Below are 15,860 nucleotides of genomic sequence, written 5' to 3' on the forward strand. Positions count from 1 at the left end.
GGCTCAGGTCCAGTGCGTCACGTCGCCGGTGCCGAGCACCAGCGAGTGACGGGCCTGGGCCAGGTGATCGAGGTGGCGCTGAAAGGCGTCGAGGGCGTCGGCCTCGGTGAACACCGCGTCGTACCCGGCAGCCAGCAGCTCCTCGCGGACCGCACGGGTCTGCGCCTCGGAGGTGGTCAGCTTGCCGCCAATCACGACGTGCAGGTGCGGGTGGTGCTGGCGCAGTGCGCGGATCAGTGCCAGTCCTTGGGAGTAGCCGTGGCCGTTGACACTGCTGATCACCAGCAGATGCGCGTGTCGGTGCTGGTCGACGGCGTCGAGCACGGCCTGGACCGGGGTGCAGCTGCCCAGGTTCTTCACCTCCAGGCCGCGCTCGCCCAGCCACAGTTGCAGGTACACCAGGTTCCACATGTGCGAGTCGGATTCGACCGTGGCCAGCAGGCACAGGTGTTGGCTTTTCATCGGGATGCCTCCATGGCTGGGTTGTCAGTGCCCAGTGCGGCGTTCAGGCGCCGCGTGGTCAGGTGGAACAGCAGGGCGCCCGGCACGCTCAGCAGCAGGCCCAGGGCGAGGATCAGGCCCTGGATGCCGTAGAGTTGGCCGATGCTGGCGCTGAGCAGGCCGCCCAGGGGGTAGGACGCCAGGTTGAGCAGGTAGAAAGGGCCCATTACCTTGCCCAGGTGCTTGCGCGGGATCACCTTGATCCGCTGGGTGCGGTTGAACACGTTGAACAGGGTGCAGCCGGCCATGGCCAGGACGAAGCTGGCACCGTAGGCGAGTACGCCGTTGGCCATGCCCATGGCCAGGATCCCGCCGCACAGCACGGCGAAACCCAGCGCGCCCACCTGGTGGATCGACAGTCTTGTCAGCAACCATGGCACCAGCAGGAAGTTCAGCAGGCCCAAAGCCCCGGCGGCGCTGTTGATCAGGCCGAAGGCACCGTCAGTGGCCTGGAACACGTCGCTGACGACGAAGGCATTGGCGCTGAGCACGCAGGCGAAGGCCAGGTTGATGCTGAAGTTCAGCAGCGCCAGGCTGATGATCGGCGGGTTACCCAGCAGCAACTGCCAGCCCTGGCGCAGGGCGGCGAGCACAGGTTGCCGAGCACTGTCGGCGTGGGCGTTGGGCAGACCGCGCCAGCACAGTGCTGCCAGCAGCAGCGCGGCGGCGGCCAGGCCCAGCAGCGCCAGCTTGCCGCTGTACAGCACCAGCGCGGCGGCGCAGGCCGGGCCCAGCACCTGCGCCAGCAGCTCCATGTTCTGCACCAGCGACTGGGTGTGGGCCAGGCGCTCGGCCGGCGCCACCTGCGGCACGGTGCGCTCCACGGCCATGCGCACCGGAGCCATCAGCAGCGACAGCAGTACGCCGTTGGCCGCCAGCGCCCAGACCGTCAGGGCCGGCGCCAGGCTGCAGCACAGCACGGTCAGCCCCAGGCTGGCGGCGCGCAGCACGTTGGCCCACTGCAACAGATTGCGCCCGCCGACACGGTCCGCCAGCACCCCGGCGAACGGGTAGGCGAGCAGCGCCGGCAGCCATTCCAGGGCGAACACCAGCCCGGAATAACGCAAGCTGCCGGTGAACTGGTAGACCATCAGCGGGACGGCGAACAGCACTGTCTGTTCGGCCATCAGGCCCAGCAGCAGGCCGGCGCCGAAGCGGCGCAGGGGCGGGTGCTCAGCCATGCTGGCGGTCCAGGTCGGCTTCAAGTTCACGCAAGCGTGGCAGCACATGCTGGCAGAAGCGGCGCATCTCGTCGCGGGTTGGCCAACCGGAGAAGATGAACTCGCTCACCCCGACCTTCTTGTACTCCAGCAGGTAGGCGGCCACTTCCTCATAGCTGCCCACCACGCACAGCGCCGGGCCGCCTCGGTAGGCCACAGCCCCCGACCAAAGCATCGGCGACAGCCAGTCGTGATGGGCACCCTCGGCCAGACGAAACGATGTCTTGACCGCCTCGGAGTCGCAGCGGGCGACAAACTGGCGCACCCATTCACGGTGCTGCTGATCGGGGTTTTCCATCATCGCGTCGACCTCGGCCAGTGCCTCGTCGCGGGTTTCACGCGCCAGCACGTGCATGCGTATGCCTACCGAACGTCCGGCCGCGAGTACTTCGCGCGCGGCCTCGGCGATGCCTTCGGGCGTGTCGCCGTAGCGCAGCCAGCAGTCGCTGTGGGATACCGCGACCTGCTGGGCGATGCCTGAGGCGCCGCTCAAATACAGGCGTGGCCGCTCGAGGTCCTTGAACGGGAGGCCCAGCTGGGCCTTGTCCAGCTGGTAGAAGTCGCCATGGTGGCTGAGTGGCGTTTCCCCGGCCCAGAAGCGCCTGAGAATCTCGATGAACTCGCAGGTGCGCGCATAGCGGCCATCGTGGGCAACGTAGTCACCGTAGTACGCCTGCTCGTCCGGCGAGATGCCGGCCACCAGGTTCAGGGCGATGCGCTTGTCGGACATCCAAGACAGCGTGTTGACCACCTGGGTGAACAGGGTCGGGTGCAGCAGCCCAGGGCGGTAGGCGAGGATGAACTTGACGTTGCGAGTTTCGCGCACCAGCGCGCCGATCATCGGCAGCGGGTCGGGCATGTGGTAGCTGATGCCCATCAGCAGCGAGTCGATGCCCAGTTCGTCGGCCTCCTGGGCGAAATCGACGATACCGGCGAAGTCCAGGCGCCCGGTGTCGTACTTGTCGGAGGCTTTCTGCTGGCCGCTGTCGAGCGGCGAGCACCAGTGAATGCGCAAGGGGGTCATGCGGGTGTCTCCGGAAAAGGCCCGCCGTCAGAGCGGGCCGGTGCGAGGGCGTGAAGGGCTCAGAACAGGAAGTCGCTGCCGACACTGCGGTCGAACAGGGCGACATCGCGGATATGGCGCTTGCCGCAGATGAAGCGCAGCAGTCGTTCAATGCCCAGCCCGCCGCCGGCGCTGGGGTGCAGCAGCCCCTGGCGGGCTGCTTCGAGGAAGTTGCCGAACGGGGTCAGGTCCATGTCCAGCTCGTTCATGCGGTAGAGGATCTGGCCGTGCTCGTACTCCCGTTCGGCGCCCGACAATGCCTCGCCATAGCCCTCGGGCCAGACCAGGTCATAGTTGTTGTAGTGGCCGCGTTGGCCGGGGGTCTCGCGGTCGTAGAACTCGCGGCGGTGGTTGGTGATGAAGAACGGCGTATGGGCCTTTTCCGACATCAGGCGCTCGAAGTCATCGCCCAGTTCGGCCTGCAGTTCGTCGGTGCTGTACACCGGGAAGGCGGTTTCGTAACGCGGCAGTTCACGGCCCAGCTGGGCCAGTTGCGCGGCGCAGTGTTGGCGCACCTCGTCCAGGGTGTGTTTGACCATCTGCTCGATCAACTGCATGGCCTGTTGCATGGTGCCGCCGCGAATCTCGAAGTCGAACTGGGAGAACTCCAGCAGGTGGCGCTGGGAGTCCTTGATCTCCGGCTTTTCCAGGCGGATGTTCGGCGCGACGATAAAGATGCGCTCGTGGCCGCGAGCGGTCAGGGCCAGCTGCTTGTGGAAGATCATGCTGGCGGTGAGTTTCAGGCGCCGCTGCTGGTACTGGATCTCTGCCGGGTACACCGCGTGGTTCAGAGGGTCGGTGATCGGCGACATCAGTATCGGCAACAACTGGCGGAAGTCACGGTCAAGCAAGAAGGTCTGTAGGGCGTGCAGCACACGGCCACGGATAATGGCCACTGCTTCGACGTCCGGGTGGTCAAATGCGGCGATCTGGCGCTGAATTTCTTCCATGTTGGGGCCATCTTGTGGGTCAAAGGTGGCCCGATTATTGGCTTTCGCTGTCAAAACTCAATGTACAGATTCAGGCGAAAAAGCGACCCAGACGCGCTTTTTATTGTCCTGTCCGCCTGCGACGGTGACCATGAGCCCGACCGGTTCTGCCGCGCCTTCGTTACCCGATTACAGGACACCCATGCCAATGACGGCCCATCCTCGACCCGTTTCCACGCGCTTCGGCCGCGCAGACTACAAGACCCTGGGCCTTGCCGCGCTGGGCGGGGCGTTGGAGATCTACGACTTCATCATCTTCGTGTTCTTCGCGCTGATCCTCAGCGAGCTGTTCTTCCCGCCGCACATGCCCGAATGGCTGCGCTTGCTGCAGAGCTTCGGCATATTCGTCACCGGCTACCTGGCGCGGCCGCTGGGGGGCATTCTGCTGGCGCACTTCGCCGACCGCCTGGGGCGCAAGCGTGTGTTCAGCCTGAGTATCCTGTTGATGGCGTTGCCGTGCCTGCTGATCGGCCTGATGCCGACCTACGCGCAGATGGGCTACTGGGCGCCGCTGCTGTTGCTGGCCCTGCGCATCCTGCAGGGCGCCGCCGTAGGCGGCGAGGTGCCCAGCGCCTGGGCGTTCGTCGCCGAGCACGCACCGGCCGGACACCGCGGCTTCGCCCTGGGCATGCTGCAGGCCGGGCTGACCTTCGGCTACCTGCTGGGCGCGGTTACCGCGGCGGTGCTGGCGCGGGTCTACACCCCACAGGAGATGCTCGATCACGGCTGGCGTCTGCCGTTCATCCTGGGCGGTGTGTTTGGCCTGGTCGGTGTCTGGTTGCGTCGCTGGCTCAGCGAAACGCCGGTATTCGTCGCCCTGCAGGCGCGCCGCGCAGCCGACCCGGAGCTGCCGTTGCGCACCGTGCTGCGCGGACACCGGCGAGCCATCGCCCCGGCACTGCTGCTGACCTGCCTGCTGACCTCGGCAGTGGTGGTGCTGGTGGTGATTACCCCGACGGTGATGCAGAAGCGCTTCGGACTGCCGGCGGACCAGACCTTCGCCCTGAGCAGCCTGGGCATCGTCTTCCTCAATATCGGTTGCATTCTCGCCGGGCGCATGGCCGACCGCCTAGGCCCCTGGCGCGCCCTGGCGATCCATAGCGCCCTGCTGCCCGTCGGGGTGGCGGCGCTGTACGCCAGCCTGATTTTCGAATTGCCGCTGATCGGCGTGGCCTACGCGCTGGCCGGCCTGTGCTGCGGCGTGGTCGGAGTGGTGCCGTCGATCATGGTCGGGCTGTTCCCGGCGGCCATTCGTGTGTCGGGGATATCCGTCACCTACAACATCGCCTACGCGTTGTGGGCGAGCGTTACACCGTTGCTGCTGATCGCCCTGATGCCCTGGAACCAGTGGGTTGCGGTGGGCTTCAGCGTGCTCATGGGCGCAGTGGGGCTCTGCTGCGTGCGCCTGTTCGCCCAGCGCGAACCGGACGTCGAAAATGCCAGTGTGCCGGTAGGTGCCAAATGAGCTGCGGCCCTTTGCAGTGGCTGTCGGTGGCCGAACTGACGGCGCTGTATGGTCGCCGCGAGCTGTCGCCACTGGAGTATCACCAGTACCTGATCGACCATGTACAGCGCCGCGAGCCGGCCTTGAATGCACTGTGCCAGTTCACCCCTGAGCTGGTGCTGGAGCAGGCCGCTGCGTCCACCCAACGTTGGGCCAGGGGCGCGCCGCTCGGGCCGCTGGATGGCGTGCCGGTGACCTTGAAATCGTTGATTGCCACCCGTGGGCAGCTGCTCGAGCAGGGGTGCGCGGGCCTGGAGCCGCGCTTGGCAGTAGCCGATGCGCCACCGGCGGCGCGCCTGCGCGAGGCGGGCGCGGTACTGCTGGGCAAGACCTGCGTGCCGGATTTCGGCATGTTGTCCTCTGGCCTGTCGAGCCAGCACGGCATCACCCGCAACCCATGGAACACGGCTCTCAACCCCGGTGGCTCCAGCGCCGGGGCAGCGGCCGCGGCAGCGGCGGGCTACGGCCCGCTTCACCTGGGCACCGACATCGGTGGTTCGGTGCGCCTGCCGGCCGGCTGGTGCGCGCTGGTGGGCTTCAAACCGACCCTCGGGCGCATACCCATCGACCCGTATTATACCGGCCGCTGCGCCGGGCCCATGACCCGCACGGTAGACGACTGCGCGGCGATGATGGCGGTGCTGGCGCGCCCGGACCCGCGTGATGCCACCAGCCTGCCGGCGGCCGAGCTCGACTGGGGCCTCCCCCCGGTGAGCGTGCGCGGCCTGCGGGTGGGGCTGCTGCTTGAACCCGGTTGCGGCCTGCAGCCCGACGCGCAGACCTGCGCCGCGGTGCGCGCCGCCGCCGGGCTGTTCGAGGCGCAGGGCGCCAGGCTGGTGGAGGTGGCGCCATTGATGGAGCGTCGTCTGCTCGACGGCCTCGACCGCTTCTGGCGCGCGCGGCAGTGGAGCGAGCTCCGCCAGCTGGCGCCCGAGCGCCTGGCCCAGGTGCTGCCGTACATCCGCCAGTGGGCCGAGCCGGCCCGCCACATGACGGCAGTGGAGGCGGTGGAAGGCTTCAACCAGACCTTCGAGATGCGCCGGCGCGCTGCGCGGCTGTTCGAGCAGTGCGACTTGCTGCTGTCACCGACCAATCAGGTGCAGGCCTATCCCGCCGAGCTGGCTTCCCCCGGCAACGACCCGCAACTGCCGTTCGAACACATCGTGTTCACCGTGCCCTGGAATATGGGCGAGCAGCCGGCGCTGTCGATCAACTGCGGCTTCAGCGACCAGGGTATGCCCATCGGCTTGCAGATGGTCGCCCCGCGTTTCGCCGACACTTGGCTGCTGCGCCTGGCCAAAGCCTTCGAAACCTGGCGCGGGCCGATCCGGCACTGGCCCGATTGACCCCATGCCGTGCCAGGCAGGCGCGGCACCGACCTTCGTTCACGGACAGGACACCCCTTGCACATGCAAAGACGCACACTTCTGTGCTGCGCCCTCATCACGCCCTGCGTGGCTGCTGGCCAGCCCGGCTTCATCGACGGCAGCCGTCTGGACCTCAACCTGCGGCACTACTACTCCAACCAGCATACGCAGGGCGACACCTACCTGGCGATCCGCAAGGACGGCCGCCTGACCCCCACGCGCCTGCGCGAGACCTGGGTGCAGGCGGCGATGCTCGACTATGCGTCAGGCTACACTCGCGGCGTGCTCGGCATTGGCGTGGATGCCTCGCTGTACAGCGCGATCAACCTGAATCGCGGCCATGGCCGGGTGGCCAACGGTGGCGACCGGGTACTGGTGGACAGCGACGGCGACGCCATCCCCACCTGGAGCCGCCTGGCTGTCGGCGCGCTGCGCCTGCGCCTGGCCGGCAGTACCTTGCGGGTTGGCCGACAGCGCCTGGACAATCCGATCCTGCGCTACAAGGATAACCGGGCGCTGCCGTCGAGCTTTCAGGGTGTGGCGCTGAGCGACCAGAGCATCGCTGGCCTGCAACTGGACGCCGGGCGCTTCGACCGGGCAATCCCGCGCACCGGCACCGGCAGCGAGCGGCTGACCAGCACCTTCGGCGATCGGGCGGTGAAGGCCGATTCGATCAGCTATGTCGGTGCCCGTTACAGCGGTGCGCTGTCTGCCAGCCTGTACGGCTCGCACCTGGCAGACACCTGGCAGCAGTTGTACGTGGGGCTGGGCGGCACGCTGGGCGATCGGGCCAGGCTGGCTGTGCGCCCGGCCTTTCACTACTACCGCACCCGCGACAGCGGCAAGCAGCAGCTGGGCTATATCGACAACCAGGCCTGGAGCCTGGCCACCACGCTGACGCACCAGGCCCATGGTCTGACGCTGGCCTGGCAGCAGGTCGAGGGCAACGAGTATTTCGACTATGTGTGGGAGTCGACCGGCAACTACATGGCCAACTCGCTGTATTCGGACTACAACGGCCCGAACGAACGCTCCTGGCAGTTGCGCTACGACTTCGATGCCAGCGCCTACGGCGTGCCGGGCCTGAGCCTGGGGTTGTGGCACGCCAAGGGCTGGGGCATCGATGGCAGCCACTACCAGGGCGACCGCAATGGCCGCCACGCCGGATACAACGTGCGTGGTCTGCGCGGCGCGCGGCACGAGGAGAATGGCCTGGTACTTGGCTACGTGCTGCAGGGCGGCGCCTGGCGCGACACCAGCGTGCGTACCATCGTCTACAACCATCGCGCCCATGGCGGGCAGATCGATGGCAGCTACGACGAAGTGCGGCTGGTAGTCAACATGCCGCTGCGATTGTTCTGAACTTCCTCAACCCAGCGCCTTGTGCAGCCGGTACCAGAGCGTGCCCAAGGCCAGCAGCCATGCGGCCCAGTGGGTCACGTTCAGGCTGTGCCTGGCATAGCGCTGGGAATGGAATACGTTGGGGGGCGTGCCGGCCGACTTGAGCGAAACGGTTGGCGGTGGTGCTGATCTCCGGCCCATTGATAGTCCAGGGCATATCGGCCATTTGCGCTGTGGCAAAGCGACTTTCAGGACCAGGGCAGGTTCTGCGCGGAAGCGCCAGTCCCTTGTGACACAAGGGAAAGAAGATGGCGCACTCGGCGGGATTCGAACCCACGACCCCTGCCTTCGGAGGGCAGTACTCTATCCAGCTGAGCTACGAGTGCAACGCGCACGCATGATACCCATCTGTGGTGGTGGCGTCCATCACCTTGATCTGTAGCCACTTTTCCCTTTAGCCGTGAAGCGGACGGCAAAGGCACTCACAAATGCCTCTATCCATATGCAATAACGATATTTCCATAGTCGCTGTTATGCCCTCTATTCTCTGGTCACAACTTGTTATAACAAGTAATCGATCAGCGAAGAGACCCCATGGCCGAACTGCTCCCCCTGTCCCCGGTACCGCTCTATACCCAGCTCAAGGAATTGCTGCGCGAGCGCATCCTCGATGGCACTTATCCGCCACATAGCCGCATGCCCTCGGAAAGCGAGCTGGGCAAGGCTTTCGACGTCAGCCGCATCACCGTGCGCCAGGCGCTGGGCGACCTGCAGAAGGAAGGGCTGATTTTCAAGATTCATGGCAAGGGCACCTTCGTCGCCAAGCCCAAGGCATTCCAGAACGTCAGTACCCTGCAAGGCTTGGGTGAGTCGATGTCGCAAATGGGTTATGAGGTGATCAACCGTCTGCGCAGCTTCCGACATGTGCCGGCCAACGTCTTGGTGGCCACGCGGCTACAGGTCGAGGAAGGTAGCCTGGTCACCGAGATCCGCCGGGTGCGGCTGATCAACCGCGAGCCGGTCTCGCTGGAGCTGACCTGGCTACCCAAGGCCGTCGGCGAAAAACTGGAAAAGGCCGACCTTGTCACCCGCGACATTTTCCTGCTCCTGGAAAACGACTGCGGCATTGCCCTGGGCCATGCCGACCTGGCCATCGATGCCGTGCTGGCCGACAGCGACCTGACCCAGGCCCTGGATGTTGAAGAAGGCTCGCCGATCATGCGCATCGAGCGCCTGACCCATGCCGCCGACGGTACGCCACTGGATTTCGAACACCTTTACTACCGCGGCGATGCTTTCCAGTACCGCCTGCGCATCGACCGCCAGAAGGGGAGCAAGGCATGAGCATCCAGACCCAGGACTACGACATCATCGTCATCGGTGGCGGCACTGCCGGGCCGATGGCGGCGATCAAGGCCAAGGAGCAGGACAAGAACCTGCGTGTGCTGCTGCTGGACAAGGCCAATGTCAAGCGCAGTGGTGCCATCAGCATGGGCATGGATGGCCTGAACAACGCGATCATCCCCGGACATGCCACCCCCGAGCAGTACACCAAGGAAATCACCGTGGCCAACGACGGCATCGTCAACCAGGCCACGGTGCATGCTTACGCTACCCACAGCTTTGAAACCATCGAGCAACTCGACCGCTGGGGGGTGAAGTTCGAGAAGGACGAGACCGGCGACTACGCGGTGAAAAAGGTTCACCACATGGGCGCCTACGTGCTGCCCATGCCTGAAGGACACGACATCAAAAAGGTGCTGTACCGTCAGCTCAAGCGTGCCCGGGTCGAAATCAGCAACCGGATGGTCTGCACCCGTGTGCTGCTCGATGGCGAAGGCGCGGCCGCTGGCGTGCTGGGCTTCGATTGCCGCAGCGGCGAGTTTCGCGTGGTGCGGGCCAAGGCGGTGATCCTTGCCTGCGGCGCAGCGGGGCGCCTGGGCTTGCCGTCATCGGGTTATCTGATGGGCACCTACGAGAACCCGACCAACGCCGGTGATGGCTACGCCATGGCCTACCATGCAGGTGCCGAACTGGCCAACCTCGAGTGCTTCCAGATCAACCCGCTGATCAAGGACTACAACGGTCCGGCCTGTGCCTACGTCACCGGCCCACTGGGTGGGTATACCGCCAACAGCAAGGGTGAGCGCTTTATCGAGTGCGACTACTGGAGCGGGCAGATGATGTGGGAGTTCCACCAGGAACTCGAGGGCGGCAATGGTCCGGTGTTCCTCAAGCTCGATCACCTGGCCGAGGAAACCATCCAGCACATCGAAGAGATCTTGCACAGCAACGAGCGCCCTAGTCGTGGCCAGTTCCACGCCGGGCGTGGTACCGATTATCGCCAGCACATGGTCGAGATGCATATCTCGGAGATCGGTTTCTGCTCGGGGCATTCGGCGTCTGGGGTGTGGGTCAATGAAAAGGCCGAGACCAGCGTCAAAGGGCTGTATGCCGCGGGCGATATGGCAGCGGTGCCGCACAACTACATGCTCGGGGCCTTCACCTATGGCTGGTTTGCCGGTGTGAACGCTGCGCATTACGTGATCGGGCGTGAGTTCGCCGAGGTCGATGCCGAGCAGGTCGAGCGCGAGCGCGCGCGGGTGTTCGCCCCGCTGCAGCGTGAGCATGGCCTGCCGCCTGCCCAGGTCGAGTACAAGCTCAGGCGCATGGTCAACGATTACCTGCAGCCGCCGAAGGTGACCCGGAAGATGGAAATCGGCCTGGAGCGCTTTGCCGAAATCGAACGTGACCTGGACCAGATGAAGGCCAGCAACCCTCATGAACTGATGCGTGCGATGGAAGTTTCGGTGATTCGCGATTGCGCCGAGATGGCGGCGCGGGCCTCGCTGTTCCGCGAGGAAAGCCGCTGGGGGCTGTACCACCATCGAGTGGACTTCCCCGAGCGCAACGATGGCGAGTGGTTCTGCCATTGCCATTTGAAAAAAGGCGAGAACGGTGAAATGACCAGCTTCAAGAAAGCGGTCGAGCCTTACCTGATTGCTTTGGATGCAGAAGAGCAGACCGCCTACGACCAGCTGCGGGTAAAGGCCGACGCAGCCTAGGCGACCCTGTGTCCTGTGAACACTTTGTAGAACGTGGGCCGCAGGCCCCGAGGACTTCGTGAAATGGCCTACCAGCCGCAAGAAATCTTCTTTCGCAGCAGCGCCCCGGTCACCATCGACGAAGACAAGTGCATCGCCGATAAAGGCTGCACCGTCTGCGTGGAGGTTTGCCCCATGGACCTGCTGGCGATCAACCCGGCCACGCAGAAGGCCTACATGGCCTTCGACGAATGCTGGTACTGCATGCCCTGCGAAAAGGACTGCCCCACGGGGGCGGTGAAAGTCGACATCCCGTACCTGCTGCGCTGATTCATCCTGCCATCCGGCGCACCACCGGACGCCCTCCCGCTGTGCCCCTCGTTTCCCACCACCCAAGCCGGGCGGCGGAGACGATCCAACTCTTATAACGACTCGAGGGGAAACACCCATGCGCCTTGTTGCAACCGTGGCCGGCCTCGCGCTGGCGCTCACTGGCCTGAATGCCAGCGCCGAAACCATCCGCATCGCCATTGGCACACAGGACACCACCATCAACTGCGCCACTGGTGGCTTGCTGATACGCGAGCTTGGCCTGCTGGAGAAGTACCTGCCGCATGACGGCAAATACAAGGATGCCAAGTATCAGGTGGAGTGGAAGAACTTCACCAGCGGTGCGCCACTGACCAATGAAATGGTCGCTGGGAAACTCGACTTCGGGGCAATGGCCGACTTCCCTGGGTCGTTCAACGGCGTTGCTCACCTGGACGCCGGCAAGCGCAGCCTGTTCTTAAGCGTGCTGTCGGGCAGCGTGCACGGCAGCGGCAATGGCATCGTCGTACCCGCAGCATCCAGCGTGCAGTCGTTGACTGAACTCAAGGGCAAGACCATTTCCGTGCCATTCGCTTCCACCGCCCACGGAATGCTGCTGCGTGCCGTAGCAGCCCAAGGCTGGGACCCGCAGAAGGATGTGCGAATCATCGCCCAGGCGCCGGAAATCGCCGGTTCCGCCCTGCGTAGCAACCGCATCGAGGCCCATGCCGACTTTGTGCCGTTCGCCGAACTGTTCCCCAACCGCGGCTTCGCCCGCAAGATCTATGACGGCGCCCAGGCCAACGCACCGACCTTCCATGGCGCTTTGGTCGATGCCGATTATGCGAAGAAATACCCCGAAGTGGTCACCGCCTACCTGCGCGCCAGCCTGGAAGCCGATCGGCTGATCGCTGCGGAACCTGAGAAGTACAGCGAGTTGATCGAGAAAGTCACCGGCATCGAAGCCGAGGTCAATTACCTGTTCCACGGCCCGCTCGGCCTGCAGACCCGCGACCTGACCTGGAAGCCTGAATACCGTCAGGCAGTCGCAACCTCCATCGATACGCTCAAGCTGCTCAAAAAGACCGACCGTGGCCTCGACACCGACAAGTTCATCGACGACCAATACATCCGTGCGGCCTTCAAGGAGGCTGGCCTGGACTACGACAAGGCGCTGAAAGACTACGATCCGCAGCCACTCAAGGCCAATGACGCGCTGACAGGCAAACCGATCACCGACTTCAGCCGCCTGGCACAGATCTGGGTGCGCGGTGAAGGCAAGGTCCGCCACTACGCTTCGCCGGAGGCCGCGCTTGGCGCCTTGGCCCAACTGGAGCAGGAGGGCAGGGACATCCGCGCCATCTACGCCCAGGCCGCCGACAGCGGAATCAAGTTGCTGGCCAACCAGGCCTGGTTCGTGCGCAACGCAAAGGGTGAGCTGGCGGCGTTCCTGCTCAAGGACCAAGCCGAGCAGTATGCCAAGGCCCATGGCGGTGAAGCGCTGGACTTCGTCAGCGCCAACCAGAAGCTTGTCGCTCAGCGCTGACCGGGAGGCACCGACATGACCTGCAACCTCAAGCGCTGGCCGGTGCGCCTCGCTTCGCTGCTGGCCTGCCTGCTGTTCTGGCAGATCGCGGCGAGCATGAAGCTGGACCTCGGGCTGCTGACGTTCACCTATGTCCCCACACCGAAGGCGGTGCTGGAAGCTGCCTGGCAGCTGCTGACATCCAGCACCCTGCTGGCGCACCTGGGCAGCAGCTTGTCACGGGTGTTTGCCGGTTATGCCGCCGCAGCGCTGATTGGCGTTGCCCTGGGGTTGTTGATCGGCCGCTCGAAATGGGCGGAGGACACCTTGCTGCCGCCACTCGAAGTGCTGCGGCCGATTCCGGCAGTGGCCTGGATCCCGCTGGCGATCCTGATGTTCCCCTCGTCGGAACTGTCGATGGTGTTCATAACCTTCACTGGTGCGTTGTTCCCGATCCTGCTGAACACCGTCCACGGCGTCGAGGCCATCGACCCGCGCCTGGTAGCATCGGCGCGCAGCCTCGGTGCAGAGCGTTGGTCGATCCTTCGCGAAGTGGTGTTGCCTGGAGCGTTGCCGAGCATCGTCACTGGCCTGGCCATCGGCATGGGGACTTCATGGTTCTGCCTGGTCACCGCCGAGATGATTTCCGGACAGTTCGGTATCGGCTACTACACCTGGGAGTCGTACACCTTGCAAAACTACCCGGACATCATCGTCGGCATGCTGCTGATCGGCGTGCTGGGCATGGGCAGCAGCGCCCTGGTCAAGCGACTTGGGGAGTTGGCCACGCCTTGGTACCGCACGCGGAGGGCCAGCTGATGAATAGTTATCAACCAGCGCCAGGGCGTATCGACGGGCGTGGCCTGTCGATACGCCTGGGGCACGGCAGCGAAACATTCGAGGCTGTGCAGCGTCTGGATTTTGCCGTAGAGCCTGGCGAATTCGTCTGCATCCTTGGCCCCTCCGGTTGTGGCAAGTCGACGTTGCTTGGCGCCTTGGCCGGGCACCTGGTGCCCAGCAGCGGCCAGTTGAGCGTGGATGGCCAGACCGTTTCCGGGCCGTCACCGCAGCGCGGCATGGTGTTTCAGCACCACACCTTGCTGCCTTGGCGTAGCGTGCTCGACAACGTGGCCTTCGGCCTGAAGATGCAAGGCCAGGGCCGCGCCGAACGTCGCCAGCAGGCTCGTGAAATGCTGCAACTGGTGGGGCTGGCCGACTTTGCCGGGCGCTGGCCCAGTCAGTTGTCCGGCGGTATGCAGCAACGGGCCGAGATTGCCCGGGTGCTGGTCAACCGCCCGCGCCTTTTGCTAATGGACGAACCCTTCGGTGCCCTGGATGCGCAAACCCGTGCACGCATGCAGGAGCTGTTGCTGGATATCTGGGCAAGCATCCGCACCACCGTGGTGTTCGTCACCCACGATATCGACGAGGCGCTGTTCCTGGCCGACCGTATCCTGGTGATGAGCCCGCGACCTGGCCGCTTTATCGAAGACCTGCACCTGGAATTTCCGCGCCCACGCCGCGCCAGCCTGCTGACCAGCCCTGAATTCACTCACCTCAAGCGTCACTGTCTGGCCTTGCTCCGTCACGAGGAAGGCCGCGAACTTCCGCGCCTGACCCCGCTGGGCCTGCCGGACACTGAGCACCCACCGCTACGGATCGCACTATGACTGAACGAACGACTGACAACCCCGACATCCTTGCTCTTCTGCCTCGCCTTGGTGCCGCTGATGCAGGCGTGCGCCGCATCGCCCTGATCGAACTGGCCGACCTGGAAGACCCGGATGGCTTGCCATGGCTCACCGATGCACTGCTGGTGGATGCCGCCGACGAGGTGCGAGCCGAGGCCGCGCGCCTGCTCGAGGCCTGGGAAGAACCCGAAGTCGTGCAGGCCCTGTGCGCTGCGCTGGCCGATGCTGCCGAGCCGGTACGGCTGGCTGCCGCGCAGAGCCTCAGCGAACTCAAGAGCCTTGAAACCGGTCAGCTGATCCTGCCATGGGTCAAGCATGCCGATGCCTTCGTCCGTGCCAGCGCCCTGCGTGCCTTGCGCGAGTTGCGCCTGGAAGATGCTGCAGAGCCCGCACTTCTGGCCCTGGCCGATGGCGACGCCGCGGTCCGGCGTGAGGCCGTTGGTATTCTTGGCTGGCTCAAGCACCAGCCGGCGTTGCCAGCATTGGCAAAGCTTGCCGCAGACGAGCCGGACACCGAGGTGCGCCGCGCGGCCATCGGTGCGCTGGGCCTCGCACGAGACAGCGCGGTGGTGCCAGCATTGGTGGCTGCATTGGCTGACAAGGCCTGGCAAGTGCGCGAAGAAGCCGCCACCACGCTAGGCAAGGTGGGCCTGGCCCCAGCAGGCCCGGCTCTGGTAAATGCTCTTGCCGATGACTTCTGGCAAGTACGTCTGCGTGCGGCGCGGTCCCTGGGGCGGCTGCGTCATGCTGCGGCCCTGGACGCGCTTGGCGAGTTGCTTGGCCACGGCATTGCCAACCTGCGCAAGGAGGCGGCTCTGGCCCTGGGTGAGCTGGGCCAGGCGCGTGCCTTGCCGGTGCTGCAGGCCGCCGAGACCGATAGCGACCCCGAGGTGCGCAAGGCTGTGCGGATCGCCATGGCGCAACTGCGCGGGGCCTCCTGATGAACGCCCCGCAAGCTATTCGCAACATGCGCGGGCCAGGGCAACTGGTGCTGCAATGGCAAGACGGCGAACACAGCCTCAGCCATGCCCGCCTGCGCGGTGCCTGCCCCTGTTCGCAATGCCGAGCGGCACGGTTGCAGGGGGGCATCAGCCTGGTTCGCGATGATGTGCGCGTGGTGCAGATCGAGCCGCAAGGGTATGGCGTGCAGCTGGTGTTCAGCGATGGGCATGAGCGGGGTATCTACCCTTGGGCTTACCTGCGTGACCTCAGTGCCCGGTGAGACCTGAATTCGCAAGCGGTCCGCGTACCCTGTGGGAGCGGCTTTAGCCGCGAAGAATCCAACTCGGTGCATGGCACCGGCTGC

Annotated in this window: 15 protein-coding genes, 1 tRNA gene and 1 pseudogene; 11 read left to right on the plus strand and 6 right to left on the minus strand. The window is 65.0% G+C overall.

Translation table 11 applies throughout. The annotated features are described in order from the left end of the window. Positions 1 to 3 precede the first annotated feature (3 nt). Genes V3314_RS04600 through V3314_RS04615 form a run of 4 tightly spaced genes read right to left on the minus strand, consistent with a single transcriptional unit; the run spans position 4 to position 3,734 of the window. A complete protein-coding gene (locus tag V3314_RS04600; protein ID WP_046616406.1) occupies positions 4 to 462 on the minus strand; it encodes a cobalamin-dependent protein in 459 nt (152 codons plus the stop codon). Then, positions 459 to 1,682: an MFS transporter gene (locus V3314_RS04605; protein WP_338459961.1), complete on the minus strand. Its 1,224-nt coding sequence runs from the start codon at positions 1,680 to 1,682 to the stop codon at positions 459 to 461. Before V3314_RS04605 ends, V3314_RS04600 begins: the two co-directional genes overlap by 4 nt. Further along, positions 1,675 to 2,745 carry an LLM class flavin-dependent oxidoreductase gene (locus V3314_RS04610; RefSeq protein WP_046616404.1) on the minus strand — a complete coding sequence of 357 codons (1,071 nt, stop codon included), beginning with the start codon at positions 2,743 to 2,745 and terminating at the stop codon, positions 1,675 to 1,677. The genes V3314_RS04605 and V3314_RS04610 overlap by 8 nt, the downstream gene beginning before the upstream one ends. Before the next feature lie 59 nt (positions 2,746 to 2,804). Continuing rightward, entirely contained in the window at positions 2,805 to 3,734 is a 930-nt protein-coding gene (locus V3314_RS04615) for an asparagine synthetase A (protein WP_046616403.1), read from the minus strand. 187 nt (positions 3,735 to 3,921) lie between these two features. Between V3314_RS04615 and V3314_RS04620 the strand changes: the two genes are divergently transcribed. The 3 genes from V3314_RS04620 to V3314_RS04630 all read left to right on the plus strand — a co-directional run bounded on the left by V3314_RS04620 (position 3,922) and on the right by V3314_RS04630 (position 8,006). Continuing rightward, entirely contained in the window at positions 3,922 to 5,238 is a 1,317-nt protein-coding gene (locus V3314_RS04620; protein WP_046616402.1) for an MFS transporter, read from the plus strand. Next, positions 5,235 to 6,623, plus strand: coding sequence for an amidase (locus V3314_RS04625; protein ID WP_046616401.1), 1,389 nt, complete (start codon positions 5,235 to 5,237; stop codon positions 6,621 to 6,623). The genes V3314_RS04620 and V3314_RS04625 overlap by 4 nt, the downstream gene beginning before the upstream one ends. Positions 6,624 to 6,686: 63 nt before the next feature. Continuing rightward, a complete protein-coding gene (locus V3314_RS04630; protein ID WP_046616400.1) occupies positions 6,687 to 8,006 on the plus strand; it encodes an OprD family outer membrane porin in 1,320 nt (439 codons plus the stop codon). 6 nt (positions 8,007 to 8,012) lie between these two features. Here V3314_RS04630 and V3314_RS04635 read toward each other — a convergent pair. Further along, positions 8,013 to 8,166, minus strand: a pseudogene (locus V3314_RS04635) (FAD-dependent oxidoreductase); the annotation flags it as partial. 128 nt (positions 8,167 to 8,294) lie between these two features. Next, positions 8,295 to 8,371, minus strand: a tRNA-Arg gene (locus V3314_RS04640). A 208-nt stretch (positions 8,372 to 8,579) separates the two neighbouring features. On the opposite strand from V3314_RS04640, the gene V3314_RS04645 reads away from it, so the two are divergent. The 8 genes from V3314_RS04645 to V3314_RS04680 all read left to right on the plus strand — a co-directional run bounded on the left by V3314_RS04645 (position 8,580) and on the right by V3314_RS04680 (position 15,776). After that, positions 8,580 to 9,329 carry a GntR family transcriptional regulator gene (locus V3314_RS04645; RefSeq protein ID WP_046616399.1) on the plus strand — a complete coding sequence of 250 codons (750 nt, stop codon included), beginning with the start codon at positions 8,580 to 8,582 and terminating at the stop codon, positions 9,327 to 9,329. Next, positions 9,326 to 11,050: a fumarate reductase/succinate dehydrogenase flavoprotein subunit gene (locus V3314_RS04650; protein ID WP_338459962.1), complete on the plus strand. Its 1,725-nt coding sequence runs from the start codon at positions 9,326 to 9,328 to the stop codon at positions 11,048 to 11,050. Before V3314_RS04645 ends, V3314_RS04650 begins: the two co-directional genes overlap by 4 nt. A gap of 63 nt (positions 11,051 to 11,113) precedes the next feature. Next, complete coding sequence (locus V3314_RS04655; protein ID WP_046616397.1) at positions 11,114 to 11,359, plus strand: ferredoxin family protein; 246 nt, start codon at positions 11,114 to 11,116, stop codon at positions 11,357 to 11,359. Between the two features lie 118 nt (positions 11,360 to 11,477). Continuing rightward, complete coding sequence (locus V3314_RS04660; RefSeq protein ID WP_338459963.1) at positions 11,478 to 12,884, plus strand: ABC transporter substrate-binding protein; 1,407 nt, start codon at positions 11,478 to 11,480, stop codon at positions 12,882 to 12,884. Positions 12,885 to 12,899: 15 nt separating this feature from the next. Next, complete coding sequence (locus tag V3314_RS04665; RefSeq protein WP_338459964.1) at positions 12,900 to 13,682, plus strand: ABC transporter permease; 783 nt, start codon at positions 12,900 to 12,902, stop codon at positions 13,680 to 13,682. Then, the gene (locus tag V3314_RS04670; protein ID WP_046616393.1) at positions 13,682 to 14,533 is read left to right on the plus strand and encodes an ABC transporter ATP-binding protein; all 852 of its coding nucleotides are present in this window, start codon (positions 13,682 to 13,684) and stop codon (positions 14,531 to 14,533) included. Before V3314_RS04665 ends, V3314_RS04670 begins: the two co-directional genes overlap by 1 nt. Then, entirely contained in the window at positions 14,530 to 15,495 is a 966-nt protein-coding gene (locus V3314_RS04675) for a HEAT repeat domain-containing protein (protein WP_046616392.1), read from the plus strand. The genes V3314_RS04670 and V3314_RS04675 overlap by 4 nt, the downstream gene beginning before the upstream one ends. Further along, positions 15,495 to 15,776 carry a gamma-butyrobetaine hydroxylase-like domain-containing protein gene (locus V3314_RS04680; RefSeq protein WP_046616391.1) on the plus strand — a complete coding sequence of 94 codons (282 nt, stop codon included), beginning with the start codon at positions 15,495 to 15,497 and terminating at the stop codon, positions 15,774 to 15,776. The genes V3314_RS04675 and V3314_RS04680 overlap by 1 nt, the downstream gene beginning before the upstream one ends. The last annotated feature ends 84 nt before the right edge of the window (positions 15,777 to 15,860 follow it).

This window comes from Pseudomonas sp. TE3-3-F2023, from assembly GCF_036784815.1.
GTDB lineage: Bacteria > Pseudomonadota > Gammaproteobacteria > Pseudomonadales > Pseudomonadaceae > Aquipseudomonas > Aquipseudomonas pudica.

Coding starts and splice junctions, on each gene's coding strand:
- V3314_RS04660 (WP_338459963.1), top strand. CDS start 11,478: ATGCGCCTTGTTGCAACCGTGGCCGGCCTCGCGCTGGCGCTCACTGGC.
- V3314_RS04600 (WP_046616406.1), bottom strand. CDS start 462: ATGAAAAGCCAACACCTGTGCCTGCTGGCCACGGTCGAATCCGACTCG.
- V3314_RS04605 (WP_338459961.1), bottom strand. CDS start 1,682: ATGGCTGAGCACCCGCCCCTGCGCCGCTTCGGCGCCGGCCTGCTGCTG.
- V3314_RS04610 (WP_046616404.1), bottom strand. CDS start 2,745: ATGACCCCCTTGCGCATTCACTGGTGCTCGCCGCTCGACAGCGGCCAG.
- V3314_RS04650 (WP_338459962.1), top strand. CDS start 9,326: ATGAGCATCCAGACCCAGGACTACGACATCATCGTCATCGGTGGCGGC.
- V3314_RS04665 (WP_338459964.1), top strand. CDS start 12,900: ATGACCTGCAACCTCAAGCGCTGGCCGGTGCGCCTCGCTTCGCTGCTG.
- V3314_RS04655 (WP_046616397.1), top strand. CDS start 11,114: ATGGCCTACCAGCCGCAAGAAATCTTCTTTCGCAGCAGCGCCCCGGTC.
- V3314_RS04620 (WP_046616402.1), top strand. CDS start 3,922: ATGACGGCCCATCCTCGACCCGTTTCCACGCGCTTCGGCCGCGCAGAC.
- V3314_RS04615 (WP_046616403.1), bottom strand. CDS start 3,734: ATGGAAGAAATTCAGCGCCAGATCGCCGCATTTGACCACCCGGACGTC.
- V3314_RS04625 (WP_046616401.1), top strand. CDS start 5,235: ATGAGCTGCGGCCCTTTGCAGTGGCTGTCGGTGGCCGAACTGACGGCG.
- V3314_RS04670 (WP_046616393.1), top strand. CDS start 13,682: ATGAATAGTTATCAACCAGCGCCAGGGCGTATCGACGGGCGTGGCCTG.
- V3314_RS04680 (WP_046616391.1), top strand. CDS start 15,495: ATGAACGCCCCGCAAGCTATTCGCAACATGCGCGGGCCAGGGCAACTG.
- V3314_RS04645 (WP_046616399.1), top strand. CDS start 8,580: ATGGCCGAACTGCTCCCCCTGTCCCCGGTACCGCTCTATACCCAGCTC.
- V3314_RS04630 (WP_046616400.1), top strand. CDS start 6,687: ATGCAAAGACGCACACTTCTGTGCTGCGCCCTCATCACGCCCTGCGTG.
- V3314_RS04675 (WP_046616392.1), top strand. CDS start 14,530: ATGACTGAACGAACGACTGACAACCCCGACATCCTTGCTCTTCTGCCT.